This window comes from Leucobacter aridicollis, from assembly GCF_013409595.1.
Lineage (GTDB): Bacteria > Actinomycetota > Actinomycetes > Actinomycetales > Microbacteriaceae > Leucobacter > Leucobacter aridicollis.
On the sequence record NZ_JACCBD010000001.1, the window covers coordinates 1,149,179 to 1,174,354 of the forward strand.

A 25,176-nucleotide genomic window follows, 5' to 3' on the forward strand; every position below is an offset into this window, starting at 1 on the left:
CGCGGCGGGGAGCGCCCCGCACCGGCCGCAGGGACGCCGGAGGGGCTGGAGCGCCTGCGCGCCCCAGCCCCTCCGCTGCAACCGGTCTACAGGGTGTTGCCGAGCTTGAAGCCCTTCTCGCCCTCGTCGTCGCGGGTGTACGAGAACCCGTCGGCGCCGATCGTTACGGCCATTTCCGACGCGTCGGTGCGCGCGACGACGGGCTGCGGGTTCCCGTCGAGGTCGAGCACGAGCGACGCATCCGTGTACCACGACGGCACGACGGGGTTGCCCCACCAGTCGCGGCGCTGGTTGTCGTGCACGTCCCAGGTGACGACGGGGTTGTCTGGATCGCCCGTGTAGTAGTCCTGGGTGTAGATCTCGACGCGGTGCCCGTCGGGATCGAGGATGTACAGGTAGAACGCGTTCGAGACGCCGTGGCGGCCGGGGCCGCGCTCGATCCTGTCCGACATGCGCAGCGCGCCGAGCTTGTCGCAGATCGCGAGGATGTTGTGCTTCTCGTGCGTGGAGAACGCGACGTGATGCATGCGGGGGCCGTCGCCGCCCGTCGCTGCGGTGTCGTGCACGGTGGGCTTGCGGCGCAGCCACGCGGCGTAGACGGTGCCCTCCTCGTCCTGGATGTCCTCGGTGACGCGGAACCCGAGATCCTGGTAGTGGCGCACAGCGCGGGGCACGTCGGGGGTGACCTGGTTGAAGTGGTCGAGGCGCACGAGTGCGCCCGGCGTGTAGAGGTCGTAGCGCCACGCGAGCCGCTCGACGTGCTCGACGTCGTAGAAGAACTCGTACGGGAAACCGAGCGGATCCTCAACGCGCACCGAATCACCGATGCCCTTCGTGAAGCCCTCGGAACGGCGCTCGACGCGGCAGCCGAGCTCGGTGTAGAACGCGACAGCCTTGTCGAGGTCCTCGGGGGTGCGGACGCGGTACGAGAACGCGGCGACGGCAGCGACGGGCCCCTTGCGGAGCACGAGGTTGTGGTGGATGAACTCCTCGAGCGAGCGCAGGTAGATCGCGTTCTCGTCTTCCTCGGTGACAGTGAGGCCGAGCACGTCGACGTAGAACTCGCGCGACTTCTTCAGGTCGGTGACGACGAGCTCCATGTAGGCGCAGCGCAGGATGTCCGGGGCGGGAACCGACGGGGTCTTGACCGGGTTGTCGGTCTGGATCGGGGCTTCCTTGGTGACGTAGAAGCCGGAGGAGGTCTTTTCGCGACCCTTGAGTTCAGACATGACATTGTCCTTCCTGGGTAGTGGTGGCGCGCCATCGAGGGCGCGCCACCTGGATCAAACTGGGGTTACTTGCCTGCGCCGAACTTCGGTGAGTGCGCTTCGTTGAGCGTGATGTGCACTGCCTGCTGGTCGGTGTAGAAATCGATGGAGCGGTACCCGCCCTCGTGGCCAAGGCCCGAAGCCTTCACGCCGCCGAACGGGGTGCGAAGGTCGCGCACGTTGTTCGAGTTCAGCCACACCATGCCGGCCTCGACCGACTGCGAGAAGTTGTGCGCGCGCTTGAGGTCGGAGGTCCAGATGTACGCCGCGAGACCGTACTTCGTGTTGTTCGCGAGCTCGAGCGCCTCCTCGTCGGTGTCGAACGGGGTGATGGCGACGACGGGGCCGAAGATCTCCTCCTGGAAGATCCGCGCGTCGGGCTTCACATCGGCGAATACCGTGGGGGCGACGAAGTTGCCGACCGGGAAGCCGTCGGGGCGACCGCCGCCGGCGACGAGGCGGCCCTCGGTCTTGCCGATCTCGACGTAGCTCATGACCTTCTCGTAGTGCTCGGGGTGCACGAGCGCGCCGACCTCAGTCGCCGGATCGGAGGGGAGCCCGACGACAACGTTCTTCGCGCGCTCGGCGTAGCGCTCGACGAACTCGTCGTAGATTGACCGCTCGACGAGGATGCGGCTGCCTGCGGTGCAGCGCTCGCCGTTCAGGCTGAAGACGCCGAAGACCGTCGCGTCGAGGGCCGACTCGAGATCCGCGTCAGCGAAGACGACGGCCGGGCTCTTGCCACCCAGCTCCATCGACAGGCCCTTGAGGAACGGCGCCGAGTTGCCGAAGATGAGCGAGCCCGTGCTCGACTCGCCCGTGAACGAGATGAGGGGAACCTCGGGGTGCTTGACGAGCGCGTCCCCTGCCTCTTCGCCGAAGCCGTTGACGAGGTTGAAGACGCCGTCGGGCACGCCGGCCTCGCGGAAGATCTCGCCCCAGAGCGACGCCGACAGCGGCGTGAACTCGGCGGGCTTCAGCACCACGGTGTTGCCGGTCGCGAGCGCGGGGCCGAGCTTCCACGACTCGAGCATGAATGGAGTGTTCCACGGCGTGATGAGGCCCGCGACGCCGATCGGCTTGCGATTCACGTAGTTCATCTGGCGGCCCGGCACCTTGAACGCATCGTCGTGCTGGGCGACGATGAGGTCTGCGAAGAACCGGAAGTTCTCGGCCGCGCGGCGCGCCTGGCCCTTCGCCTGCGTGATCGGCAGGCCCGAGTCGAAGCTCTCGAGCTCCGCGAGCTGTGCGTCGCGGGACTCGACGATGTCGGCGACCTTGTGCAGGATCCGCGAGCGCTCGCGCGGCAGCATCTTCGGCCACGGCCCCTCGGTGAACGCGCGGCGTGCGGCCGCGACGGCGAGGTCGATGTCGGCCTTCTGGCCGGCTGTCGCCTGGATGTAGGTCTCATTCGATACGGGATCGAGAACGTCGAACTCCTCGCCGCCGACCGAATCGACGAACTTGCCGTCGATGAAGTGGCGGATCTTGTCGGGGAGCCCTGCGGGCTTCGTGTGAGTCATGTTGTCGCCTCCGTGTTGGGGTAGTGGAAACTGGGGAATGGGTGAGTGCGTTACGCGGCCGAGACCGGGTGCTTGAGTTCCTCGGAGTGCGCGAGTACCGCGTCGAGGGTTGCCGTACGGTGCGCGCGGGCCGCGAGCTCGATGTCGAGCGGGCTCGCGCCCTGCTCGATGAGCTGCAGAATGCGCTCGTGCTCCTCGACCGACTCGCTCGCGCGGCCGGGCACGAAACTGAACGACGAGTTGCGCAGCACCTTCATGCGGTTCCAGCCGCGGTGCACGAGGTCGAGGATGTGCGGGTTCGGGCACGTCTCGAACAGCACCGCGTGAAACTCGAGGTTGAGCTCGGTGAACCGCGTGGGATCGAACGCTTCGAGCGACTCGCGCATCGTCGCGTTGACGGCGCGGGCGCGGGTGATCTGATCCTTCGTGATGAACGGCGCGGCCAGGCCCGTCGCCGAGCCCTCCACGAGCGCGAGCGTCTGCATAGTGTGCAGGTACTCAGTCTCCTTCACGAGCGAGACCTGGGCGCCGACGTTGCGCTCGAACGTGACGAGTTGCTCGGCCTCGAGACGGCGAATCGCCTCGCGCACCGGCACCACCGACATGTCGAGCTCGGCCGCGATCGGGGCGAGCACGAGCCGGTAGCCGGGCATGTACTCGCCAGCGTCGATCCTGCCCCGGATGAGGCGGTACGCGCGCTCGGACTTCGATTCGGTCGACACGATCAGCCCCTGCCGGTTTCGGCGACGTAGCGGGCGCGCCACTCGGCGTTCATCGGGAACAGCCCGTCGACGGCGTGCCCCTCGGCGACGCGGTCGGCAACCCAACCGTCCTCGAGCTCCTGGGCGGCGGCCTCGGCCGCGACCTCAGCGAGCAGGAACGGCGGGATCACGATGACCCCGTCGCGGTCGCCCATGATGATGTCGCCCGGCTGCACGGCGGCCCCGCCGCACGCGATCGTGACATCGGTCTCCCACGGGACGTGGCGGCGGCCGAGCACGCTCGGATGCGCGCCCTGCGAGAACACCGGGATGTCGAACTGCTGCACGGCCGCGAAGTCGCGCACGCCGCCGTCGGTGACGACACCGGCCGCACCGCGGACCTGCGCGCGGAGCGCCAAGACGTCGCCGACTGTGCCCGTCGAGGGGACGCCGCGCGCCTCAACGACGAGCACCTCGCCCTCGTTCACGGTGTCGAACGCGCGCTTCTGCGCGTTGAAGCCGCCCGCGTGCTCCTTGAAGAGGTCGGGGCGGAACGGGATGAAGCGGAGCGTCTTCGCCGTGCCGAGGATCGCGTCGCCCTCGTGGTTCGGGTAGACGCCGTCGATGAAGATCTCGGTGTATCCGCGCTTGCGGAGCGCGGCGGACACCGTCGCGACCGCGACGCCGCTGAGGAGCTCGCGGATCTCGGGCGTGAGCGGGCTCGCCGGCGACGTGGTGGCGTCGGTGGAGGCTGCGTCGCTCGCGCTGGCGGCGGGTGCGTCGAGCGGGGTCGCGCGGCCGGCCGCGACGGCCGCCGCGTGCTCCTCCTCGCTGCCCCACGCCTCGATTCGCTGCAGGTCGTTGACGGCGGGCCGGTTGCCGAAGTCCCCGAACTCGGTCTCGCCCTGCGTGACTGTCGTCACAAGGCGCCCGGTAGTCGGGGCGCCAGGCGCCGTCGGGGCGTCGACCTCGACCTCGACGACGTCGCCGGGGAGCAGCACGGAGGAGCCCGCGGGCGTGCCCGTCAGGATCACGTCACCCGGCTCAAGCGTCATGTGCTGCGAGAGGTCTGCGACGAGCTGGCCGAACGGGAACTTCAGGGTGTCGCTCGTGTCCTCCTGGACAAGCTCGCCGTTGACCCAGGTGCGCACGCGCCAGTCGCCCTCGCCGATGCCGTCGGTCGGGATCGTGACGGGGCCGATCGGCGTGAAGCCGTCGCCGCCCTTGTTGCGCACGTTCGAGCCTTTATCTGCGGCGCGCAGGTCGTAGAGCCCGAGGTCGTTCGCTGCGGTGACCTGCGAGACGTACTGCCAGCCGTCTTCGGGGGAGACCCAGCGGGCCGCTTCTCCGATGACGAGTGCGATCTCGCCCTCAAACGCGAGCAGCTCGGTGCCGGCGGGACGCTCGACGGTGCCGCCGGTCGGGGCGAGCGATGAGGCCGGCTTGAAGAAGTAGGAGGGGAACTCGGGGGTGCGCCCGCGCTGCGCGATCCGTGAGGGATAGTTCAGATGGACAGCGATGATCTTGCCGGGCATATCGATCCCGAACTCGCTGTCGAACTCGTCCTCGAACTCACTGTCGAGTTCGTTGTCGAAAGCGGCTTCGTTTCCGAGCGCTGCTTCGTTTCCGAGCGTCATGACTACCTCGTCTCTTCTTTGTATTTCATATCGTATATGATCTGGTGGCCGTTGGGAAGGGGCGTCTGTGGTGGCGGGGCCGCTGGGCATTGCGCCTGCGTGTGCCGTTCCGGGGTCCCTGCGCCCTCACCCCGCCGGAGAGTAGCTTCCTTGCGGAACAGGCCCTAGAACGCTGTGGGGAAGGGGATGTTTTGCCGGAACATGTCTGTCTTGCGGGATGAGGGGACCGAACCCGGGGCTGAGCTAGTAGCTGGCGCGCGGCGCGGCAGTGTCGCCCGCTGTGGCACCCTCGGATCCTGACGGAATGAACTGGTCAACGAGCGCTTCGGTCGCGCGGGCGAGAATCGCGACGTCGGCTCCCACCGCGATGAAGTTCGCCCCGGCCTCGATGTAGCGCTCCGCCTGCTCCGGCACGAACGCGTTCACGCCGACGGGCTTCCCCGCGGCCCGCGCTGCCGAGATCACGTGCAGCACCGCATCAACGACCGCCGGGTGCGACTGCTGCCCGAGAAGGCCCATCGACGCCGCGAGGTCAGCGGGGCCGACGAACACCGCATCGACGCCGTCGACCGCGACGATACGTTGCACGTCGCTCACAGCGGCGACCGACTCGATCTGCACGGTCACGCTCACGAGGTCGTTCGCCCGGGCGAGGTAGTTCTCGACTCGGTTCCAGCGCGCGGATCGAGCAAGCGCCGACCCGACCCCGCGCGTGCCCTCGGGGGCGTACCGGGTGGCGCGCACGACCTCCTCGGCGTGCTCGGCAGAGTCGACCATCGGGATCAGCAGATTCTGCGCCCCGAGATCAAGGAACTGCTTGATCGTTACGGTGTCGCCGTATGGCGGGCGCACGACGACGGTCGCCGGGTACGGTGCCATCGCGTGCAGCTGGGCGAGCAGCGACTCGAGTCCATTGGGGGAGTGCTCAGCGTCGAGAAGCACCCAGTCGCAGCCACTGCCCGCGACGATCTCGGCGTTGACGGCGCTGCCCGCTGTCGCCCACAGGCCGATCAGCGCACGATCGGATTCCGCGAGGCGGTCGCGCAGCGTGGGCGGAAGTTCTAGATGAATCGGCACGTCACTGACCCCAATCCGTTGTAGTCGGCGTGCACGGTATCGCCGCGTTCGACCCACATGGGCTTCGTGAAGGAGCCGGCGAGGATGATCTCGCCGGCCTCGAGGGACTGCCCGTGCTGCGCAAGCTTGTTCGCGAGCCAGGCGACCCCGAGCGCCGGATGTCCAAGGACAGCGCCCGCGACGCCCGAATCCTCAATGGTCTCGTTGCGGTAGAGGAGCGCGGGCACCCAGGTGAGGTCGACGTCATTGACCTTGACCGGGCGACCGCCCACGACCATCGCGCCCATCGCGGCGTTGTCCGAGATGGTGTCGACGATCGTGCGGCCCTCGAGTTCCAGGTGCGAGTTCAGCACCTCAAGCGCCGGGACGACGTAGGCGGTCGCGTCGAGCACGTCGAACAGCGACACGTTCGGGCCGGTGAGCGGCTTCGAGAGGACGAACGCGAGCTCGACCTCGATGCGAACGTTCGAGAAGCGATCGAACTCAAGTGTCGCGCCGGACTCGAAGACCATGTCGTCGTGGATCACGCCATAGTCCGGCTCCGTGATGCCGGTCGCGACCTGCATGACCTTCGACGTGAGGCCGATCTTGTGGCCAACGAGGCGGGCCCCCGCGGCAATGCGGCGATCGGACCACTCCTTCTGGATCGCGTACGAGTCCTCGATCACCATCTCGGGGAAGCGGGAGGTGAGCCGGGGAAGCACCGCGCGGTCGCGGTCCGCTTGGACGAGTTCATCTGCGATGGATGCGATTTGAGAGGGATCGAGCACAGGGGCCTCCGCTTCTTCGGGGTGTGGGCTGTCGGGTCGCTTGGGGCGCGGGAACGAACGCGCCGCCCGCGGCCATATCTCAGATCGTATACGATCCCGGGTCGCGATTCTAGCCCGGAATGCGCTGGGCGTCTGAGGGTGTTCCTCGGCGTATACCATGAGGGTGTAGACTGATACGATGCCCTCTTCCGAGAACACCGCGCCCGAGTCCGCAGACGAAACCATCGCTGCTGAGACCGCTCCGGCTGACGCGCAGACCGAGTCGCCAGAAGCCGCTCCCGCGAACGCCCCCGAAACTTCCTCCGATCCCGAAACCGATGCTCCGGCAGTCGACGCTCCCGCGAAGGGCGCAGACGCAAACGACGCCGATGCCGACACTGAGCGTGTGACCTTCGCAGACCTCGGCCTCGCGCCGAAGGTGCTCGAGGCGATTACCGCCGTCGGCTACGAGACTCCGTCCGCCATCCAGGCGGCGACGATCCCGACCCTCCTGTCGGGGCGCGACGTCGTCGGCCTCGCGCAGACTGGCACCGGCAAGACCGCCGCGTTCGCGCTGCCGATCCTGTCGCGCATCGAGCCCGGTCAGGGTGTGCCCCAGGCCCTCGTGCTCGCTCCGACCCGTGAGCTCGCGCTCCAGGTGTGCGAGGCCTTTGAGAGCTTCGCGTCGAAGCTGCCCGAGGTTCACCTGCTTCCCGTCTACGGCGGTCAGGCGTACGGCCAGCAGCTCTCGGCTCTGCGCCGCGGCGTTGACATCGTCGTTGGCACGCCGGGTCGCATCATGGACCACCTGAAGCGCGGCTCGCTCGACCTCACCCAGATCAAGTACCTCGTGCTTGACGAGGCCGACGAGATGCTCAAGATGGGCTTCGCGGAGGACGTCGAGACGATCCTCGCCGACACGCCGAAGGAGAAGCAGGTCGCGCTGTTCTCGGCCACGATGCCGAACCAGATCCGCCGCATCTCGCAGCAGTACCTCAACGATCCGCGCGAGGTGAAGATCGCGGGCAAGACGCAGACCTCGTCGAACATCACGCAGCGCTACATCGTCGTCTCGTACATGCAGAAGGTCGACGCCCTCACCCGCGTGCTCGAGGTCGAAGACTTCGACGGCCTCATCGTCTTCACGCGCACCCGCGGTGATTCCGAGCAGGTCGCCGAGAAGCTTCGTGCGCGTGGGTACTCGGCAGCCGCGATCAACGGTGACGTGCCCCAGAACGTGCGTGAGCGCACCGTGCAGTCGCTGAAGGACGGCCGCCTCGACATTCTCGTTGCGACCGACGTCGCGGCGCGCGGCCTCGACGTTGAGCGCATCAGCCACGTCGTGAACTTCGACCTGCCGATCGATACCGAGTCGTACGTGCACCGCATTGGCCGTACGGGACGTGCTGGCCGTTCGGGCGACGCGATCAGCTTCGTCACACCGCGCGAGCGTCGCATGCTCACCTCGATCGAGAAGGCAACGAAGCAGACGCTCACGCAGATGCAGCTGCCCCGCGTCGAAGAGGTCAACGCGACCCGCCTCACCCGCTTCGACGACGCGATCACCGCGGCGCTCGGCGAGACGAGCCGGATCGAGCGCTTCCGGGACATCATCGACCACTACGTGCGTCACCACGATGTGCCCGAGACCGACGTCGCGGCCGCGCTCGCGGTTGTGTCGCAGGGCAAGACGAAGCTGCTGCTGGACGAGTCTGACGACCAGAAGTTCGCGCGCGACCGGCAGCAGGCGGCTCGCTTCCTTGAAGACGGGCAGCGCGATCGGGATCGCGGCGACCGTGGCGGTCGCGACGACCGCGGCGGCCGGTTCGACCGTGAGAAGCGTGAGCCGCGCGCGCAGCGCGACGACCTGCAGATGTACCGCATCGAGGTGGGCCGTCGCCAGAAGGTGCAGCCCGGCCAGATCATCGGCGCGATCGCGAACGAGGGTGGCCTCACCCGCGACGACTTCGGTCGCATCCAGGTGCGCGACGACTTCTCGCTCGTTGAGCTCCCGAAGCGGCTGTCTGCGGAGACCGTCGCTGCGCTGTCGGATACCCGCATCAGCGGCAAGCTCATTGAGCTCCGCGAGGATTCAGGCCCCAGCCCGCGCGGTAAGGGCTGGGAGGATCGTGGCGACCGCGGCGGTCGTGGCGGTTACGACCGCGGCGACCGCGGCGGCGACCGCGGAGACCGTGGTGGGTACCGTGGTCGTGACGACCGTGGCGGAGACCGTGGCGGGTACCGCGGACGCGATGACCGTGGAGATCGCGGTGGATACGGCGGCGACCGCGGGGGAGACCGCGGCGGCTACCGTGGCGGCAACGACCGTGGGTACGGCGGAGACCGTGGCGACCGCGGCGGCAACGACCGCGGTTACGGTGGCGATCGCGGCGGGTACCGCGGGCGCGATGACCGCGGCGGAGACCGCGGCGGACGCGGTGGCTACGGAGGAGACCGCGGCGGCTACGGCGGGAACGACCGCGGCAACGACCGCGCTGACGGCAAGCGCAAGCCGCGCTGGTAACCAGCGGACATGAGGAAGGCCTCCCGGGACGAACGTCTCGGGGGGCCTTCCTCATTGTGTGAACGGCGTCGGGCGGAGCCCCGCGGGCTAGCCGCTGATGACGTGCGGTTCAGCGACGGCCTGCAACCCGAGCACGCCGAACTCCCGCCCGTAGCCTGACTGCTTCGCGCCGCCGAACGGGATCATCGGGTGCAGGCCACCGTGCGAGTTGATCCAGGTCGTGCCGGCCTCGAGCCGCGCCGCGACCTCGAGCGCCTTGGCCCGGTCTGATGACCACACCGAGGATCCGAGACCGACCTCGAGCTCGTTGGCGAGCGCGACCGCCTCGTCGACGTCCGAGTAGCGGATGATGGGCAGGGCCGGGCCAAACTGCTCCTCGAGCACGAGCTCCTGGTGGGCATCGATGTCGGCGATGAGCGTTGCCGGATAGAAGTTACCGACCGCCTCGCGGTCTGGGTTTCCGCCGAGCACAACGCGCGCGCCCGAGGCCTTGGCCGACTCGACGAGCCTGTCGACGATGTCGAACTGTGCTCGGTTCTGCAGCGGGCCGAGCACGTTCTGCTCGTCAAGCCCAACGCCCATCGGCACGGCCGCCGCTACCGCAGCAAGCTCCTCGACCACTGCGTCGTACACAGCATCGTGCACGTACAGGCGCTTGAGTGCAGCGCACGTCTGGCCGGTGTTGATGAATGCGCCCCAGAACAGATCCTCAGCGATCGCCTTCGGATCCACGTCCGGCAGCACGATCCCCGCGTCGTTCCCACCCAACTCGAGCGTGAGCCGCGTCACGTTCGGCGCCGACGCCTCGATGATGCGCTTGCCGACCGGGGTCGAGCCGGTGAACATGATCTTGCCGATCTTGGGGCTGCGCGTGAGTGCATCGCCGACCGTTCGGCCGGGGCCGGGGACAATGTTCAGCACGCCCTCCGGGAGCACCGTGTTCATCACGTGCACGAGCGCGAGCACCGACAGCGTCGTGGTCTCCGCCGGCTTGATGACGACGGTATTGCCCATACGCAGCGACGGCGCGATCTGCCAGATCGAGATCATCATCGGCCAGTTCCAGGGCGAGATCGCTCCCACCACGCCGATCGGGCGGTAGTGCAGTTCGGCGTAGCCCGACTCGTCGTCGACGACAACCTCGACGGGGAGCGGGGTGTCGGCCGCGGCCCGCGTCCATGCGACGGCGCCACCGACCTCGAATCTCGCATTCGGGCCGTTCAGCGGCTTGCCCTGCTCGCGCGAGAGCAACTCAGCGAGCGGCTCGGCATGCTCCTCAATCGCGTCGGCCGCCCGGTTCAGGTACTCGCTCCGCGCCTCGTGCCCGAGCGCCGCCCATGCTCGCTGGGAAGCCTCGGCCCGATCGATCGCCACCTCGAGCGCGGCAACATCGCTGACGGGTGCCTGGCCGATGACGGCGTCGGTCGCGGGATCGCGAACCTCACGGCTGTCGCCGCTTGTCGCGGTCACGGCGGCGAGTAGCTCTTCGTAGCTCAACATGTATCTCTCCTCTGTGGAAGTGGTGGGGTGGGTACCCGCGTCTGGACGGGCGTCGAGTCGGGATCCGGGCCGCTACGCGCGCGGCTTTCCGCAGGCGCACGCGGTTCCCCCGCAGCGGCAGCTGTCGCCGGCGCAGCAGCCGCAGCCGCCGCCCGCGCAGCACCCACCGCCGGCCGCGCCGGAGGCGTTAGTGCCGCGCGAGCAGGAGGCCCCGGCGCGCGCGTCGGCGGGCAGGTTCATCGCCGGGTTCTGGTCGAGGAAGCCGTGCGGCTTGAACCAGAAGCCCGAGTAGTCGACTGGCATGATCGGCCAGTCCTCGGTGCGGGGGATGTGGGTCGGGCCGAACGAGTGCCAGAGCACGAGGTCTTCGCCGTCGAGCGACCGGTCTGCCGCGGTCCACGCGGGGAGGCCTGCGCCGGGCTCGTGCGCGTTCGGGTAGGAGCCGGCCGGGTAGAGCTCCTCGGCGTCGTACTGGGTGCCCCAGAGGTGCTTCGTCGCGAAGGTCGCCCGCCCGTGCACGGTGGCCTCGGGCTGCGCCGCGAGCAGCATCTTGCCCTCGGGGATGAGCCAGTACGCCGTCGGCTTGCCGACGTAGTTCGTACGGTGGGCGGAGCGTACCTCCCACACGCGTGACGTGAGCCCGTTCGCGATGCGCTGCGCCTCAAGCTCGCTCGTGAGCTGCGTGTTCGTCCAGGTGAATGCGTTGCCGTATGGGTTGTCGGGGCCGGTCGGGATGCCTGCCGCCTCGATCTCGTGGAGCGTGTTGTCCTCGCCGTCGATCGCGACGTCGAGGCGCGCGCAAAAGATGTGTTGGTGCACGGGGGTGAAGATGCCGGGCGCGATCTCGGGGCCGTGCGGGTCGTCGCTGCCGGGGATCCCGGCGCCGGCGAACACGATCCCGGTCGCTTTGGCCTCCATCTGGATCGAGCCGTCGAGGTAGAAGTACCAGAAGAACCCGTAGTCGTAGTTGCCGATCGTCGTGAAGTAGCTCACGACGAGCCGGCGGCTGCGGCGGGTCTCGGCGTTGCTGGCGAGGTCCGTGTGCTTCCAGAGGATGCCGTAGTCCTCCTCGTGCATGCAGACGGCCTGCGGGATGACGACGGGGTTGCCGTGGTCGTCGGGCACGAACGCGTCGAAGTAGTGGATCACGCCGAGGCAGTCGCAGCCGAGCGCGAGCGAGTTCGCGTTCTTGCCGAGCAGGTACTCGCCGGCGTCGAAGTAGCTGATCCAGTGCCGGCTCACCGAGGTGTCGCCGTACGGCACCACCATTTCGGGGACGCTCGCGCGGGTCGCGACCGAGCGATCCTCATCGCCGTCGCGCCAGGTGACCTGGTTGAGCACGAGGCCCTCCTGCTGGTTGAACCCGACCCGGAACTTCCAGTTCTCCCATTGCACGAGGCTGCCGTCGACCGAGAACGACGGGCCCTCGGGCTGGGTGATCTCGATCGGCTTGAGCGAGGTTCGCACCGGGCCCTGCACGTCGAGCGTGTAGTTGCCGTGCTGCTCGGGGACGGGCACGTCGCCCTCGTCGTCAAGCCTGAAGACGCGCCGCTCGGTGAGGTCGACGTGCGCGACGAGCCCCTCAATCGGGTGCGCCCACGGGCTGTCGTCCTCCGAGAAGCGGAGATACGTGTGCGAGCGGACGATGCGCTTGCCGATCTCGTCCTCGCGCCCGAAGAAGCCAGGGGCAAGCGGCGAGCAGAACGCGAGCTCCATGTGCTCCTCTAGCCCGCGGCGGCGCATCGCCGCCTGCCACTCGGGCGACGCCTTCACAATGTCGGCCGCGTCGTCGTACTCCTCAAACAGGTACTGGGGCTGCCCGTACGGGGCCGCACCGTTTGGAATGACCTCCAGCGAGTCGACCTCGCCGCGCGTCACCGACACGATCGCTTCCGATGCGACGCCCGTTGAGCGCTCGAGCAGCGTCACCCGAATCCGCCGGTCCATCGGGTCGCCAGCGCGCCACGCGGCGAGCGCATCCTTCGGGGGATCCACCGGGAGCATCCGGGGCACCCGGGTGTGTTCCGAGAAGTGGCCTGCGTCGACGAGGATCGCGCGCGCGGCTGCGATCTCGTCGCCGGTCAGCGGGTCCAACGGATGTCTCACCTCGGTCGGCGTCGTGATCCGCTTGCCGTGCGTGTGCGTGACATCCGGGGCGTGTGAGCCGTGAACGTGCGTCATTGAAACCGTCCTTGTCGCCGTTGAGGGAGTGAACCATCCTCAGTATGACAACGGCAAGGCGGGGCGTCTTGCGCGTGCGCGCAGCGGCGTTGACGCGCGGTGATCGAAGTTGCCCGCGGGCTACGCGACGCGAAACTCCCGCGGCGAGACGCCATAGGTGGCCTTGAACACGCGGCTGAAGTGCGCGGCGTCGCCGAAGCCCCACTTCATCGCGATCGCGGCGACCGTCCGATCCGCGAGCGCTGGGTCGCGCAGATCGGCGCGCGACCGCTCGAGCCGGCGATCCCTGATCCAACTCGAGACCGTGGTATCTGCGGTGCGGAACAGGACGTGGAGGTGGCGCTTGGAGATGTAGTGCGCGGCGGCGATCGACCCGGGGGAGAGCTCCGGAGAGCCGAGGTGTTCGTCGATGTACCCGCAGATGCGCTGCAGCAGGAGCTGGTGCGGATCCCGCTGCGCGGGCGACGCGTCGAGCACGTCGGCGAACAGCGTGCCGAGCAGGTCGAGGCTGGTGTGAGCGAGTTTCGCGCGGACGCCCTCGGGGAGCGGAGCGAGCTGGCTCGGGAACTGCGACAGGTAGCTCGAGACGATCGGCAGCAGTCCCGGGTGTTCGTCAGCAAGCGGGGCCGCGATGAGCTGATCTGTGAGCGCGGGCGGGAGGTCGAGCCTGTCCTTCGGGAACATCACGATGAGCGTCTTGAACGCGTCATCGAACTCGAGCGTGTACGGGCGGGACGTGTCGTAGATCGCGAGGTCACCAGCCTGGATGACGATCTCGCGGCCGTCTTGGACGAGGTGCCCGCACCCTGAGAGCATCAAGCTCACCTTGTAGAACCCCGATCCGCCGTCCGCAATGCTCGCGGTGGTGCGGTGCACGACGTGCGGGCGCGCCGCGATCTCCGTGAACGCGATGCCGTCGGTGTCGATCGAGGCCATGCTCGCGCTGAACGGGGCGCCGCGCCGCTCGCGCTCTCGCGTGATTTCCAGCGGTACGAACGAACTCGAAACCATGCCTCGGAAGGCTCCGAGGCTCTCCACGACGGTGTGCCCACTCATGACGCACACACTACTCGGAAATTCTCGAATGCCAACCCGCGTGATCGCGACATGGGCGCGCAGGCGGCCCGACCGGGCCTCACCCGTAGACGGCTCCGGGGTTGAGGATGCCCGCTGGGTCGAGCGCGCGCTTCACGCGCCGATTGAGCTCCATGACATCGGGCCCCAGGTAGTCCGCGAGCCACGGCTGCTTCATCCTGCCGACGCCGTGCTCGCCGGTGATGGTGCCGCCGAGCCGAATCGCGAGGTCCATGACCTCGCCGAACGCGAGGTCAGCTCGCGCGCACTGCGCGGGGTCGCCGGGATCGGTCACGATGAGCGGGTGGGTGTTGCCGTCTCCGGCGTGGGCGACGACCGCGATGGGGACGTCGCGGCGGGCGGAGATGTCGCTGATCCCCGAGACCAGGTCGCCGAGTCGCGGCAGTGGCACCCCGACATCCTCGAGGAGAAGCGTGCCGCGGCGTTCCACCGCCGGGATCGCGATGCGCCGTGCGACGGCAAAGGCCTCGCCCTCCTCCGGATCCGACGTCGCGAAACACTCCGACGCGCCGGCGGCCGTGCAGATCTCGGCCACGCGCTCGATGAGCCGCGCGGCGTGCTCGCCCGGCTCGTCGCACTGGACAACGAGCATGGCCGCCGCGTCCCGGTCGAGGCCCATCCGGGTCTCGTCCTCGACCGCGCCGATCGTCTCCTGGTCCATGAACTCGAGCATCGCCGGGCGCATCTCGGCGGTGATGCCGAGGACCGCCGCGGTCGCGGAGGCGAGGGCGGGAAATGCCGCGACGAGCGTGGTCCGCGCCTCCTGGGCGGGGATGAGCCGCAGTGTCACCTCGGTGATGACGCCAAGCGTGCCCTCGCTCCCGACAAACAGCTTGGTGAGCGAGAGGCCGGCGACGTCTTTCAGCCTTGGCCCGCCGAGCGTCACCGCGCTGCCGTCGGCGAGCACGACCGTCATGCCGAGTACGTAGTCGGTCGTGACCCCGTACTTCACGCAGCATAGCCCGCCGGCGTTCGTCGCGACGTTGCCGCCGATCGAGCAGAACTCGAACGACGACGGATCCGGCGGGTACCAGAGCCCGTGCGCGGCTGCCGCGGCCTTCACCTCAGCGTTGAGCGCACCGGGCTCCGCGGTCGCGGTGCGGGTGGCAGGATCGATCTCGATCGAACGCATTCGGTCGAGCGACAGCACAATGCCGCCCGCCACCGCGGAACTCCCGCCCGACAATCCTGACCCGGCGCCGCGCGGAACGACGGGGATGCCGGCCGCCCCGGCGATCCTGATCGCCTGCTGGACCTCGGCCGTCGACGACGCCCGAACGACCGCGAGCGGGACCCCGGCGTTGGGGTCGCGAGCGCGATCCCACCGGTAGGCGTCCATCGCGGGCGGGTCGGTGACGAGCGACTCCGGCGGGAGCGCGGTCGCGAGGGCTTCGAGTGTGTCGGCTGCGTGCGTCATTGAACTGCCTTCCATCGTCGGACTCCGGTGTCCGTGCCGGAGTGGGGCCGGTTGCGACGGGATGGTAGCAGGCCGCGGTGTGTGCCCGATCCGGATCTCGCTAGCGCGCGGCCCCGCTCAGACGGGCAGCCGCGCCCTGCAACGCCTCGACGACGCGGGGCACCATGTCGTCCGTGATCCGCGCGGCGGGACCCGAGACGGACAGCGCCGCCGGAGGGTTCGACCCGGGAACGGCGACAGCGATGCAGCGGACGCCGACCTCGCGCTCGCCGTCGTCGAGCGCGTAGCCGCGCCCGCGGGTCTCTCGCAGTTCGCGCAGCAGATCCGCAACCGTCGTGCGCGTCGTCTCGGTGTACCGGGGGAGCCCCGTGACCTCGAGGATCGCCCGGACGCGTGCCTCGCTCAACGTCGCAAGCATGGCCTTGCCCGCGCCCGCGGCGTGCGGCAGGACCCGTCGACCGACCTCGGTGAACATGCGCATCTGGTGACGTGACTGCTGCTGGGCGACGTAGACGGCGTTGGTACCGTCGAGCACGACGAGGTTCGCGGTCTCCTGCGACAGCTCCTCGAGGTCGCGCAGCAGCGGCTGCGCGCGCACGGCGAGCTCCGGGGCAGCGCGATTGCCGAGAGCGATGAGGCCCGGACCGAGGCCGTACTCCCTGGCCGCCGTCTGCCGCGTGTAGCCGAGACCCTGCATCGTCTTGAGGAGCCGGTGCGCGGTGGGCTGCGCGAGACCCGTGCGCTCGGCGATGGTCTGCAGCGATAGTGGCTCGGCCGCGTCCGCGAGGGACTCGAGGAGCGCGAACGCGCGCGCCACGGACTGCACGTGGCCCGAGGATGCTGGCTCGCGCTGTGCCGGCTCGTGCTCCGCGCGCCCGTGCTGCGCTGGCGCGTGCCGTGCTGGCTCGGTGTCCGCCGTCTCGTGCTCCGCCGAGCGGTCGGTGTGCTCGCGATCCTGTCCCGTCATGAATTCCATGATACGGAATTGCGATTCCAAAACAAGGGCTAGACCCCTAGTGTGGGGGCTGGGGCGAGCACGCCCCATGTCAACGCCGCCTACCGAGGAGACCACCCCAATGATCCCCACCGAAACCCGCGCAGGGCTTTCCGTCGCGACCCCGATTGTCGAGTTTGCTCAGGAGGCGCTCGCCGCGGACCGCGCCGCCGGTGGCACGGTCTCGGACGAAGCATTCTGGGACGGGGTCGCTGCGATCCTCGCCGATCTCACCCCCGAGAACGAGGCGCTGCTTGCGCGCCGCGACGAGCTCCAGGCGACGCTCGACGACTACCACGCCGCGAACCCGGGCCAGCCCGATCCGGCGCCCTACCGCGCCTTCCTCACGGAGATCGGCTATCTCGAGCAGGAGCCCGCGAACGTGGCGATCGCCACCGACCGCGTGGACCCTGAGATCGCAGTGCTCGCGGGCCCGCAGCTCGTCGTCCCGTTGCTCAACGCCCGCTTCGCGCTGAACGCCGTCAACGCGCGCTGGGGCTCGCTCTACGACGCCCTCTACGGCACCGACGCGATCTCGCGCGACGGTGACCTCGCGCCGGGGACCGGGTACAACGCGGCGCGCGGGGCGGCGGTCATCGCAGAGGGGCGGCGGTTCCTCGATGCGCACGTGGCGCTCGCGGTCGGCTCCCACACCAACGCAACCGGGTACGCGGTCGTCGACGGCGCCCTCACCGTCGCGCTGAACGACGGCAGCACGAGTGGGCTCGCCGACCCCGCCGCGTTCGCCGGCTACCGGGGTGACGCGGCCGCGCCGGATCGCGTGCTGCTCACCCACAACGGACTACACATCGACATCGTTGTCGACCGGACCGGCACGAACGGCCAGGCCGACGCCGCAGGCATCGACGACATCGAGCTCGAGTCCGCGCTCACCACCATCATGGACCTCGAGGACTCGGTCGCTGCGGTCGACGCCGACGACAAGGCGCTCGGGTACCGGAACTGGCGCGGCCTCATGGACGGCACGCTCGCTGAGCAGGTCACGAAGGGCGGCGAAACTTTCACCCGCAGCGCGAACCCCGACCGCGAGTACACGGCGCCGGACGGCGGGACGCTCACATTGCCTGGTCGCTCGCTGCTGTTCGTCCGCAACGTGGGCCACCTCATGCGCACCCCGGCCGTCCACGATGCGGCGGGGGCTGAGGTGTTCGAGGGCATCCTCGACGCGGTCATGACCGCCGTCGGATCGCTCGTCGAGCTGCGCGGGCCGGCGGCCGGGCGCAACTCGCGCGCCGGCTCAATGTACATCGTGAAGCCGAAAATGCACGGCTCGGCAGAGGTCGTCTTTGCTGCGAAGCTCTTCGGCCGGGTCGAGGAGCTGCTGGGCCTGCCAGCGAACACCCTGAAGATCGGCATCATGGACGAGGAGCGCCGCACCTCGGCGAATCTCGCCGCGTGCATCGCCGCGGCAAGCGACCGCGTCGTGTTCATCAACACCGGGTTCCTCGACCGGACGGGCGACGAGATCCACACCTCGATGCGTGCGGGAGCGATGCTGCCGAAGGGTGCGATCCGCGAACAGCCGTGGCTGCCGACGTACGAGGCGCGCAACGTCGCGATCGGCGTGGAGTGCGGCCTCGACGGGCGCGCGCAGATCGGCAAGGGCATGTGGGCAATGCCCGACCTCATGGCCGCGATGCTCGAGCAGAAGATTGGGCACGTGCGCGCCGGTGCCTCGACGGCGTGGGTGCCGTCGCCGACCGCCGCGACGCTGCACGCGCTGCACTACCACCAGCAGGACGCCTTCGTTGCGCGCCACGGGCTGCCCGAGCTGCCGGCTGATAGCCTGGGCGAGCTCCTCACGATCCCGCTCGCTCCCGAGGGCGCGCTCACCCCGGAGATCGTCGCGACAGAGCTTGAGAACAACGTGCAGTCGATCCTCGGGTACGTCGTGCGCTGGATCGATCAGGGTGTCGGCTGCTCGAAGGTGCCCGATATCCACGACGTTGGACTCATGGAGGACCGCGCGACGCTGCGAATCTCGAGCCAGCTACTCGCGAACTGGCTGCTGCACGGCGTCATCACCGAAGACGAGATCGATGCGGCGCTCGCCAAATGCGCCGTCATCGTAGACCGGCAGAACGCCGCGGACGCGACCTACGAGCCGCTCGCGGGCGGCGCGGGGACGGCGTACGAGGCGGCTCGCCGGCTCATCCTCGAGGGCACGACGCAGCCGAACGGCTACACCGAGCCGCTGCTGCACGCGCTGCGGCTGCGGAAGAAGGCGGAGCTCGCGGGAGCGTAGCCCAGAGTCTGCTGGCAAACGGTGGTCGGCGGCCCCGCACCCTCTTTGTGGGGGTGCGGGGCCGTCGCCTTGCGGGTGGGCTGGCCTGAATATGTCTCCTGACCTGGAGTTCTATTGAGGGCTGCCCGTGCGGGGCCGGCGGGTCATTGGCCCCAGCGTCGGTGCGGATGCGGAGGAATGCGCGGGCGACGACTGTGGGGAATTTGCGCTGCGATGCGGCACGGCGGCGCGGAATCCTGTAGGGTGAACCGCGAGCTGTGGTGTTCAATTACCGCACACGCTGTTCACTAAACGACAAAGGAGTCCTCTGGGTATGTCTTCCCACACTGCTGCGCCCACATCGCAGCGCGAGCTGCGGCGGGTCGCCGCCGCCACCGTCATCGGCACCACCATCGAGTGGTACGACTTCTTCCTCTACGCGAGCGCTGCCGGCCTCGTCTTCGCTGAGCTCTTCTTCAAACCTGCGGGTCCGCAGTTCGCCACGATCCTGTCGTTCGCGACCGTCGGCGTGAGCTTCCTGTTCCGCCCGCTCGGCGCGTTCCTCGCCGGCCACTTCGGCGACAAGATTGGCCGCAAGGCGATGCTCGTGGTCACGCTGATCCTGATGGGCGTCGCGACGACACTCATCGGCGTGCTTCCGACATACGCACAGGTCGGAATGCTCGCGCCCGTGCTGCTCATGCTGCTGCGCATTCTGCAGGGCCTGTCGACCGGCGGCGAGTGGGGTGGCGCCGTGCTGATGGCTGTCGAGCACGCTCCCGACGGTCAGCGTGGACGCATGGGGGCGTTCCCGCAGATCGGCGTGCCGATCGGCCTGCTGCTCGCCTCGGGCGTGCTCGCGCTCATGACGGGTGTGATCTCGCCAGGCGAAGCCTTCCTTGAATGGGGCTGGCGCGTGCCGTTCCTGCTGAGCTTCGTCCTCATCGTCGTCGGTATCGTCGTGCGGCGTTCGGTCGAAGAGAGCCCCGTGTTCACCGAGATCTCCGAGCGCAAGGAGCAGACCAAGGCGCCCGTGCTGCAGCTGTTCAAGCGCCACTGGCTGCTCATCATCCTCGCCGCGCTCACCTTCGCCGGTAACAACGCTGCCGGCTACATGACGACCGGCGGGTACATTCAGAACTACGCAACGACGCCGATTTCCGAGGGCGGCCACGTTGGCATGGACCGCACCGAGGTGCTGCTCGCTGTCGCGGCGGCTTCGGTCGTCTGGCTCATCATGACGTTCGCCGCCGGTGTGATCTCCGACAGGATCGGGCGCAAGCCGACCTACATCATTGGTTGGATCGCCTTCCTCGCGGTGATCTTCATCCTGTTCCCGCTCGTGAACACCGGCAACGTGTGGCTGCTCTTCCTCGGCCTGTCGCTGTTCGCGATCGGCAATGGGCTCACCTACGGACAGCAGGCGGCGTATTTCGCCGAGCTGTTCCCGGCGTCGATCCGCTACTCGGGCGTCTCGATCACATACGCGATCGGCGCGATTATCGGCGGCGCGTTCGCCCCGATGATCTCGACCTGGCTCGTCGCCACCACCGGTTCGGCGGCCTCGGTCGCGGTGTACATCGCCGTCGTGATGTGCGTCGCGTTCGTTGCGACGCTGCTGCTGCGCGATCGGAGCGACATCCCGCTCGGCGCCGAGCACGAAGAGGTCCAGCAGCAGGGCCACTTTGTCTGGGAGCCCGCGACCCGCTACTAGACCCTCTTGGGGCTGGGGCTGGGGCTGGGCCTGGGCCTGGGCTTGGCTTGGCTGGCTGGCTTGAGCCTGGATGGGCCCGACTGGCCTGGCTGAGGCCGGCCGGGACCCGCACTTCCCGCACGCTCGTTCCCCGCTGAACCGTTCCGCCCCATCGTGGGGTGCGGGACGGTCCGCGGGGAACGGGGCGTTTGAAGTTGAGTCAGCGCTTGGTGCGGCCTGGCCGGGCGCTTGTTGCAGCCTGGCCCGGTCTGGCGTCGCTTGGCCGCGGCCCCGAAACACATGAATCTCTTCGGGGCACACGCTATTTTCGCGAATTTCGATGTGTTCTCGAGAGAAAGATGTGCCTTAGGGGACGCGTGTCAGAGTTGCGGCGATGTCGGGGTCTGGGTGTCTCGCGGGGTTTCCCGGGGGTGCGACTCCCAATGCGCGGAGATGCGCGGTGAACGCCGCGAGTGTGCGGACTTCTTCGACGCCCCACCGAATCAAGCGCAGCCCCGTCTTGCCGGTGACCCAATCCGCTCGTCGCTTCTCCTCGTAGACGATTTCCTCGGCTGACTTCCCACCCCGGAAGCGGGCGTCGGTGTACTTCGACCGGCCGTCGCACTCGCCCCACAGGCCAAGGCTAGGCACGTAGAAGTCCAGGAAGAACGTCCCGCCGTGCGGGCCTTTGACCGGTACTTGGAGATCGACGTCGAGACCCAGCTGGGCGAATCTCATGCGGCTGATGGACTCCAAGGGGGAGTCTGCGCGCGGATCAGCGAGTTGGATCATTGCCCGAACGGCAGACGAGCCCAGCCGGGACTCACACGCGGCGGCGCGGGCCAGCATTTGTGCTCGCCATCCTGAAAGCGCCACCTGGTCGGTCTGCCTGCCAACACGTGCAACGACTCGCAAATGCGCATCGGCTGCGACGAGGGCAACCCCAAATGCGTCGGAACGGGCAAGATCTGAGAGCGTGCGCTCGGGAGAAGTCGCGACAATGCTGGGTTCGTCAGCGCGGCCAGTGAGGGGGAGAGCCTCGTCGTCCAGCAGTTCCGCGTTGAATCGCTTGACCACCCGGGACGAACTCGCGCGCCGGCTTGCGCCAACGGTGACACTCGTACGAAGCGGATTGCTCGCAAAACCTGCGATCCAGGGTGCCCACACGGGCCAGCGGTGCAGGGTCGCTGCGCTCCGGTGGGAGAAAACTGGTGGCGACTTCGGTGAGGGCGTCAGTGAGGGTGCCGCTTGGGCCGTCGGTGTTGCAGATCGTGTCTGCAGCCCATCTGTTGCACGGGCTGCTGCCCGGATTGCGAGAAGATGCTTCTCCTCGGGGAATGTCGCTCGCCAACGCTCCCCATCAACGTAGTACCCACGACGAATTCGAACGAGTCTCTGCTCGGTGATTGCGCGGGCGATGTGGGCGTGGTTGAGCCCTTGCCGAAGCAAATCATCGGTGTGCAACAACTCGTTGGTGGTCTGCGTTAAGCGGGTCTGCGAAGGCATGATTTGAGCTTCGCAAGCGAGATTGGAACGGAAGCCGAGGCGGGCATGATTGTGGAAAATCGCGTCAAGTGGCGAAGCGCATTGTGCCTGTGGGCGACGCGGCCCGACCTCGACCCCGATCCTAGAGCTCGGGGAGGTAGCCCGACTTCCACCACATGTCTTTCGTGTGGTCACATCTTCTTCGGGCGAAATAAGGTGTGCGCTCCTGAAGAAGGTGTGCTGGGCGCGGGAAGTGTTTAGGGAGGTGTGCTCCGGTGCCCCGGCGGCCCCGGTGCCCCGGCGGCCCGCCCGCGGCCTATTCGGCCGGGATGTCGAGGCCGTTCACCCGCTGCACCTCGCGCTGGTAGTCCGCGACGACGGATCCTGAGACGCGGCAGTCCAGCAGGATGGTGCCGGCGGCTCCTGAAGCCGTCCATTCCCGGAGGGCCTCAAGGTCGGCGAGCGATTCAACGACCACGCCTGTCGCACCGAGCGCCGACGCGACGCCCGCAAAGTTCACTGTCGGAATGAGCATCGGCCCCTTGTCAAGCCCCATCTCGCCGTAGAGGTGCACCTCGGCGCTGTACGCACTGTCGTTCCAGACGACGATGACCTGGCTGCGGGCGGTGCGGATCGCCGTCTCGAGATCTGCGAGCGCCATCAGGCCACCGCCATCACCGGTCGACAGCACGACGGTCGACTCGGGGGCCGCGGCAGCGACGCCCGGCACCGTGCAGAATCCGAGCCCGATGGTCTGGTAGGCGGTGCCGACCATGATCATGCGCTCAGGGGCCGCGACCTGCCAATACATGTTCGCCCAGCCGATGAAGTGTCCGCCGTCGCTCGTGACGTGGCGGTCCTCCGGAAGGAGTTCGCCGATCTTGGCCGCGACGCCACGCGGGTCAAGGAGGCCGTCGGCGCAGAACTCACTCGAGCCCGCGAATCGGGATCGCAGGGCGCCGCCGGGCTCAAGTCCCGAAACCGTGTCGCGCCACGCCGCGGTGGTGGCCTCCTCGGAACTTACCGGAGCATCTCCAAGTGCGTCTCCAAGTGCGTCTCCAAGCGCATCGGCGATCGCGCGCAGCGTCTCGACGGCACCGCCCTGCAGGAGCTGATGCGTCACGGGGTGCACGGTCTTCGGGGCCGCGACCTGCTCCGTGTCGACGCGGAGCACCGTTGTGCCCTCGCCGAACAGCTCACCAAAACGCATGGTGAACTGGTTGAGGCTGGCGCCGACGACGAGCACGACGTCGGCCTGCTGCACGACGGCCATCGCTTCGGGCTGGCCGAAGCCGCCGGTGATCCCGAGGTCGTAGTTGGCCTCCGGGAAGATTCCCCGTGCGAGCGCGGTCGTTGCCGTGAGCGCGCCGAGCTGGGCCGCGAGCGCCCCGAGTTCGGTAGCGGCCCCGGCGAGGTGCGCGCCATGACCTGCGATGATGAGCGGCCGCTTGGCACCGAGCAGGGCCTCGGCGGCGGCCTCGATGCGGTGCGGCGCGGGGACCGTGGAGGTCGAGACGATGGCGCCCGGCATCATCGCGGTCGGCGCTGGCGCAGGGGAAGCAGCGGGCTGGGGATCGGCGGCAACCGAGACCGAGAGCTCCGCGAGCACTGCCGGGTCGCTGAGGTCGATCTCAGTGAGCGAGGTGGAGGTTGGAGCGCCGACGCTGGCGGCGGAAGAGCCCGGGTCCTGCGGCACGATCGCCGCGGTCACGAGATCGTAGGGGAGTCCGAGCACGACGGGGCGACGCATGCGGAGGGCGTAGCGGACGGCGCGGTCGACTGTCTCGTCGACGCCTGCCACCCCGAGCGTGAACAGGCGCACCCCGACGGCGGCGCTCAGCATTTCCTCGTCGACGTCCCAGGGGCGCGGTCCGCCTGAGGGCGCGTCGCCGACGACGACGAGCATCGGGGTGCGCGCCTGGGCGGCTTCCGCGAGCGCCGTGAGCGTGTTCGTGAAGCCCGCGCCGTAGGTTGTGGTGGCGATCGCAATGTCGCCGCTCACCCGGGTGTACGCGTCGGCGGCCGCGACGGTCGCTGCCTCGTGCCGCACCGCCGTGTACCTCACGCCGGCCTGCGTGAGGTTGTCGATGAGGTGCGCGTTGCCGTTGCCCATGAGGCCAAAGCTGTGCGCTGCGTGCCGCGCGAGTGCCTGCGCGGTGGCTGCTGCGAGCGAAACAGGGGTCGACGAATGCGGGTTGGAGAGAGACATCTACGAATCCTTCGTTGGATCGAGCGGTGAATGATGACCGTGTATGTCTCGCGAATCCTCGCAGCAGCGCCCCTTTTTCGGGTGCCTTACCCGGCGCAGCGGGTGGACAATCTGTAGTGTAGCGGATCGCGGCCGCGCCGGCCTATCGGTAGCTTGCGAGCACCTCGCGCGCGGCGCGGTGGAGCCGCGCGGCGACGGCATCGACCGATTCTGGCAGCCGGAAGTGGACGATCGCGACCGCCGCTGGTGGCTCGCCGGGGATGCGCAGCGGCACGGCGATCGAGGTCACGCCGTCGATGACCTCGCTCTCGCTCAGCGCGTATCCGAGTGCTCGAGCTTCAAGTGCTGCTGGGCTCGCCTCGGGCCCGCCGAGGGCCGCCTCGCGTTCGGCGGGGGAGAGCGTCGACTCGATCGCGTGGCCGGGGGCGCCGCGGTCCCACGGGTGCCGAACGCCCGGGTTTCGCGCGATGCTTGCGTCGACGTTGCCTGGCTCCACGGACGCGAGCGTGACGATGTCGCCGGCGTCGAGCACGGTGAGGAACGCGGTCATCCCGAGGTCGTGCGCGAGCTCGGTGAGCACGGGGGCTGCGGCGGTGTTGAGGTGCGGTGCGACACCGTGGGCGAGCGCTGCGATGCGCGGGCCGAGACGGATGAGCCCGGCGTCGTCTCGGATCGCGAACCGGTGGTCTTCGAGCGTGCGGAGGAGCCGGTAGGTGTTGGACCGGTGCACGCCGAGCTCCTCGGAAAGGCGGGCGATCGAGATGGGGGATCCCGCCTCTGCCAGTATCTCCAGCGCGCGCAGGCCGCGTGCGAGCGTCTGGGATCCCGCGGTCTGGGCAGGCGAGCCGGCGGGCGTGTTGGGGGCCAAGAGCGCTCCT

General features: G+C 68.6%; 17 protein-coding genes. 3 read left to right on the forward strand and 14 right to left on the reverse strand.

What is annotated here, in order from left to right; all coding sequences use genetic code 11:
- Window positions 1-86 precede the first annotated feature (86 nt).
- From hpaD to BJ960_RS05395, 6 genes are all read right to left on the reverse strand, one after another.
- On the reverse strand, window positions 87-1,229 hold the full coding sequence (gene hpaD, locus BJ960_RS05370) for a 3,4-dihydroxyphenylacetate 2,3-dioxygenase (RefSeq protein ID WP_121077443.1): 1,143 nt from the start codon (window positions 1,227-1,229) through the stop codon (window positions 87-89).
- 65 nt (window positions 1,230-1,294) lie between these two features.
- Complete coding sequence (gene hpaE, locus BJ960_RS05375) at window positions 1,295-2,791, reverse strand: 5-carboxymethyl-2-hydroxymuconate semialdehyde dehydrogenase (RefSeq protein WP_185986533.1); 1,497 nt, start codon at window positions 2,789-2,791, stop codon at window positions 1,295-1,297.
- A 50-nt stretch (window positions 2,792-2,841) separates the two neighbouring features.
- Window positions 2,842-3,513, reverse strand: coding sequence for a GntR family transcriptional regulator (locus BJ960_RS05380; protein ID WP_185986534.1), 672 nt, complete (start codon window positions 3,511-3,513; stop codon window positions 2,842-2,844).
- Between the two features lie 2 nt (window positions 3,514-3,515).
- Window positions 3,516-5,027 carry a fumarylacetoacetate hydrolase family protein gene (locus BJ960_RS05385; RefSeq protein ID WP_185988167.1) on the reverse strand — a complete coding sequence of 504 codons (1,512 nt, stop codon included), beginning with the start codon at window positions 5,025-5,027 and terminating at the stop codon, window positions 3,516-3,518.
- A gap of 345 nt (window positions 5,028-5,372) precedes the next feature.
- Window positions 5,373-6,206 carry an HpcH/HpaI aldolase family protein gene (locus tag BJ960_RS05390; RefSeq protein WP_185986535.1) on the reverse strand — a complete coding sequence of 278 codons (834 nt, stop codon included), beginning with the start codon at window positions 6,204-6,206 and terminating at the stop codon, window positions 5,373-5,375.
- The gene (locus BJ960_RS05395; protein WP_185986536.1) at window positions 6,191-6,976 is read right to left on the reverse strand and encodes a fumarylacetoacetate hydrolase family protein; all 786 of its coding nucleotides are present in this window, start codon (window positions 6,974-6,976) and stop codon (window positions 6,191-6,193) included. Before BJ960_RS05395 ends, BJ960_RS05390 begins: the two co-directional genes overlap by 16 nt.
- A gap of 178 nt (window positions 6,977-7,154) precedes the next feature.
- On the opposite strand from BJ960_RS05395, the gene BJ960_RS05400 reads away from it, so the two are divergent.
- Window positions 7,155-9,479: a DEAD/DEAH box helicase gene (locus BJ960_RS05400; protein WP_185986537.1), complete on the forward strand. Its 2,325-nt coding sequence runs from the start codon at window positions 7,155-7,157 to the stop codon at window positions 9,477-9,479.
- An 87-nt stretch (window positions 9,480-9,566) separates the two neighbouring features.
- Here the strand turns inward: BJ960_RS05400 and BJ960_RS05405 are convergent, their stop codons facing one another.
- From BJ960_RS05405 to BJ960_RS05425, 5 genes are all read right to left on the reverse strand, one after another.
- Complete coding sequence (locus BJ960_RS05405; RefSeq protein WP_185986538.1) at window positions 9,567-10,979, reverse strand: aldehyde dehydrogenase family protein; 1,413 nt, start codon at window positions 10,977-10,979, stop codon at window positions 9,567-9,569.
- Between the two features lie 72 nt (window positions 10,980-11,051).
- Entirely contained in the window at window positions 11,052-13,160 is a 2,109-nt protein-coding gene (locus tag BJ960_RS05410) for a primary-amine oxidase (RefSeq protein WP_185986539.1), read from the reverse strand.
- A gap of 120 nt (window positions 13,161-13,280) precedes the next feature.
- Entirely contained in the window at window positions 13,281-14,216 is a 936-nt protein-coding gene (locus tag BJ960_RS05415; RefSeq protein ID WP_185986540.1) for an AraC-like ligand-binding domain-containing protein, read from the reverse strand.
- A gap of 79 nt (window positions 14,217-14,295) precedes the next feature.
- Window positions 14,296-15,672: an FAD-binding oxidoreductase gene (locus BJ960_RS05420; protein WP_185986541.1), complete on the reverse strand. Its 1,377-nt coding sequence runs from the start codon at window positions 15,670-15,672 to the stop codon at window positions 14,296-14,298.
- A 100-nt stretch (window positions 15,673-15,772) separates the two neighbouring features.
- Window positions 15,773-16,639: an IclR family transcriptional regulator gene (locus BJ960_RS05425; RefSeq protein ID WP_185986542.1), complete on the reverse strand. Its 867-nt coding sequence runs from the start codon at window positions 16,637-16,639 to the stop codon at window positions 15,773-15,775.
- A 109-nt stretch (window positions 16,640-16,748) separates the two neighbouring features.
- Here BJ960_RS05425 and BJ960_RS05430 point away from each other — a divergent pair, with 109 nt between their 5' ends.
- The gene (locus tag BJ960_RS05430; protein WP_185986543.1) at window positions 16,749-18,932 is read left to right on the forward strand and encodes a malate synthase G; all 2,184 of its coding nucleotides are present in this window, start codon (window positions 16,749-16,751) and stop codon (window positions 18,930-18,932) included.
- 313 nt (window positions 18,933-19,245) lie between these two features.
- Entirely contained in the window at window positions 19,246-20,625 is a 1,380-nt protein-coding gene (locus BJ960_RS05435) for an MFS transporter (protein ID WP_185986544.1), read from the forward strand.
- 345 nt (window positions 20,626-20,970) lie between these two features.
- On the opposite strand, the gene BJ960_RS05440 is transcribed toward BJ960_RS05435, so the two are convergent.
- The 3 genes from BJ960_RS05440 to BJ960_RS05450 form a co-directional block, all read right to left on the reverse strand.
- Window positions 20,971-21,342 carry a hypothetical protein gene (locus BJ960_RS05440; RefSeq protein WP_185986545.1) on the reverse strand — a complete coding sequence of 124 codons (372 nt, stop codon included), beginning with the start codon at window positions 21,340-21,342 and terminating at the stop codon, window positions 20,971-20,973.
- A gap of 1,063 nt (window positions 21,343-22,405) precedes the next feature.
- Complete coding sequence (locus tag BJ960_RS05445; protein ID WP_185986546.1) at window positions 22,406-24,298, reverse strand: thiamine pyrophosphate-binding protein; 1,893 nt, start codon at window positions 24,296-24,298, stop codon at window positions 22,406-22,408.
- A 142-nt stretch (window positions 24,299-24,440) separates the two neighbouring features.
- Entirely contained in the window at window positions 24,441-25,166 is a 726-nt protein-coding gene (locus BJ960_RS05450; protein ID WP_185986547.1) for an IclR family transcriptional regulator, read from the reverse strand.
- Window positions 25,167-25,176: the final 10 nt, after the last annotated feature.

Excerpts from the sequence above, each read along its gene's own strand:
- hpaD (WP_121077443.1), bottom strand. The coding sequence starts at position 1,229 with ATGTCTGAACTCAAGGGTCGCGAAAAGACCTCCTCCGGCTTCTACGTC.
- hpaE (WP_185986533.1), bottom strand. The coding sequence starts at position 2,791 with ATGACTCACACGAAGCCCGCAGGGCTCCCCGACAAGATCCGCCACTTC.
- BJ960_RS05385 (WP_185988167.1), bottom strand. The coding sequence starts at position 5,027 with ATGCCCGGCAAGATCATCGCTGTCCATCTGAACTATCCCTCACGGATC.
- BJ960_RS05400 (WP_185986537.1), top strand. The coding sequence starts at position 7,155 with ATGCCCTCTTCCGAGAACACCGCGCCCGAGTCCGCAGACGAAACCATC.
- BJ960_RS05405 (WP_185986538.1), bottom strand. The coding sequence starts at position 10,979 with ATGTTGAGCTACGAAGAGCTACTCGCCGCCGTGACCGCGACAAGCGGC.
- BJ960_RS05410 (WP_185986539.1), bottom strand. The coding sequence starts at position 13,160 with ATGACGCACGTTCACGGCTCACACGCCCCGGATGTCACGCACACGCAC.
- BJ960_RS05415 (WP_185986540.1), bottom strand. The coding sequence starts at position 14,216 with ATGAGTGGGCACACCGTCGTGGAGAGCCTCGGAGCCTTCCGAGGCATG.
- BJ960_RS05420 (WP_185986541.1), bottom strand. The coding sequence starts at position 15,672 with ATGACGCACGCAGCCGACACACTCGAAGCCCTCGCGACCGCGCTCCCG.
- BJ960_RS05425 (WP_185986542.1), bottom strand. The coding sequence starts at position 16,639 with ATGACGGGACAGGATCGCGAGCACACCGACCGCTCGGCGGAGCACGAG.
- BJ960_RS05430 (WP_185986543.1), top strand. The coding sequence starts at position 16,749 with ATGATCCCCACCGAAACCCGCGCAGGGCTTTCCGTCGCGACCCCGATT.
- BJ960_RS05435 (WP_185986544.1), top strand. The coding sequence starts at position 19,246 with ATGTCTTCCCACACTGCTGCGCCCACATCGCAGCGCGAGCTGCGGCGG.
- BJ960_RS05440 (WP_185986545.1), bottom strand. The coding sequence starts at position 21,342 with ATGAGATTCGCCCAGCTGGGTCTCGACGTCGATCTCCAAGTACCGGTC.
- BJ960_RS05445 (WP_185986546.1), bottom strand. The coding sequence starts at position 24,298 with ATGTCTCTCTCCAACCCGCATTCGTCGACCCCTGTTTCGCTCGCAGCA.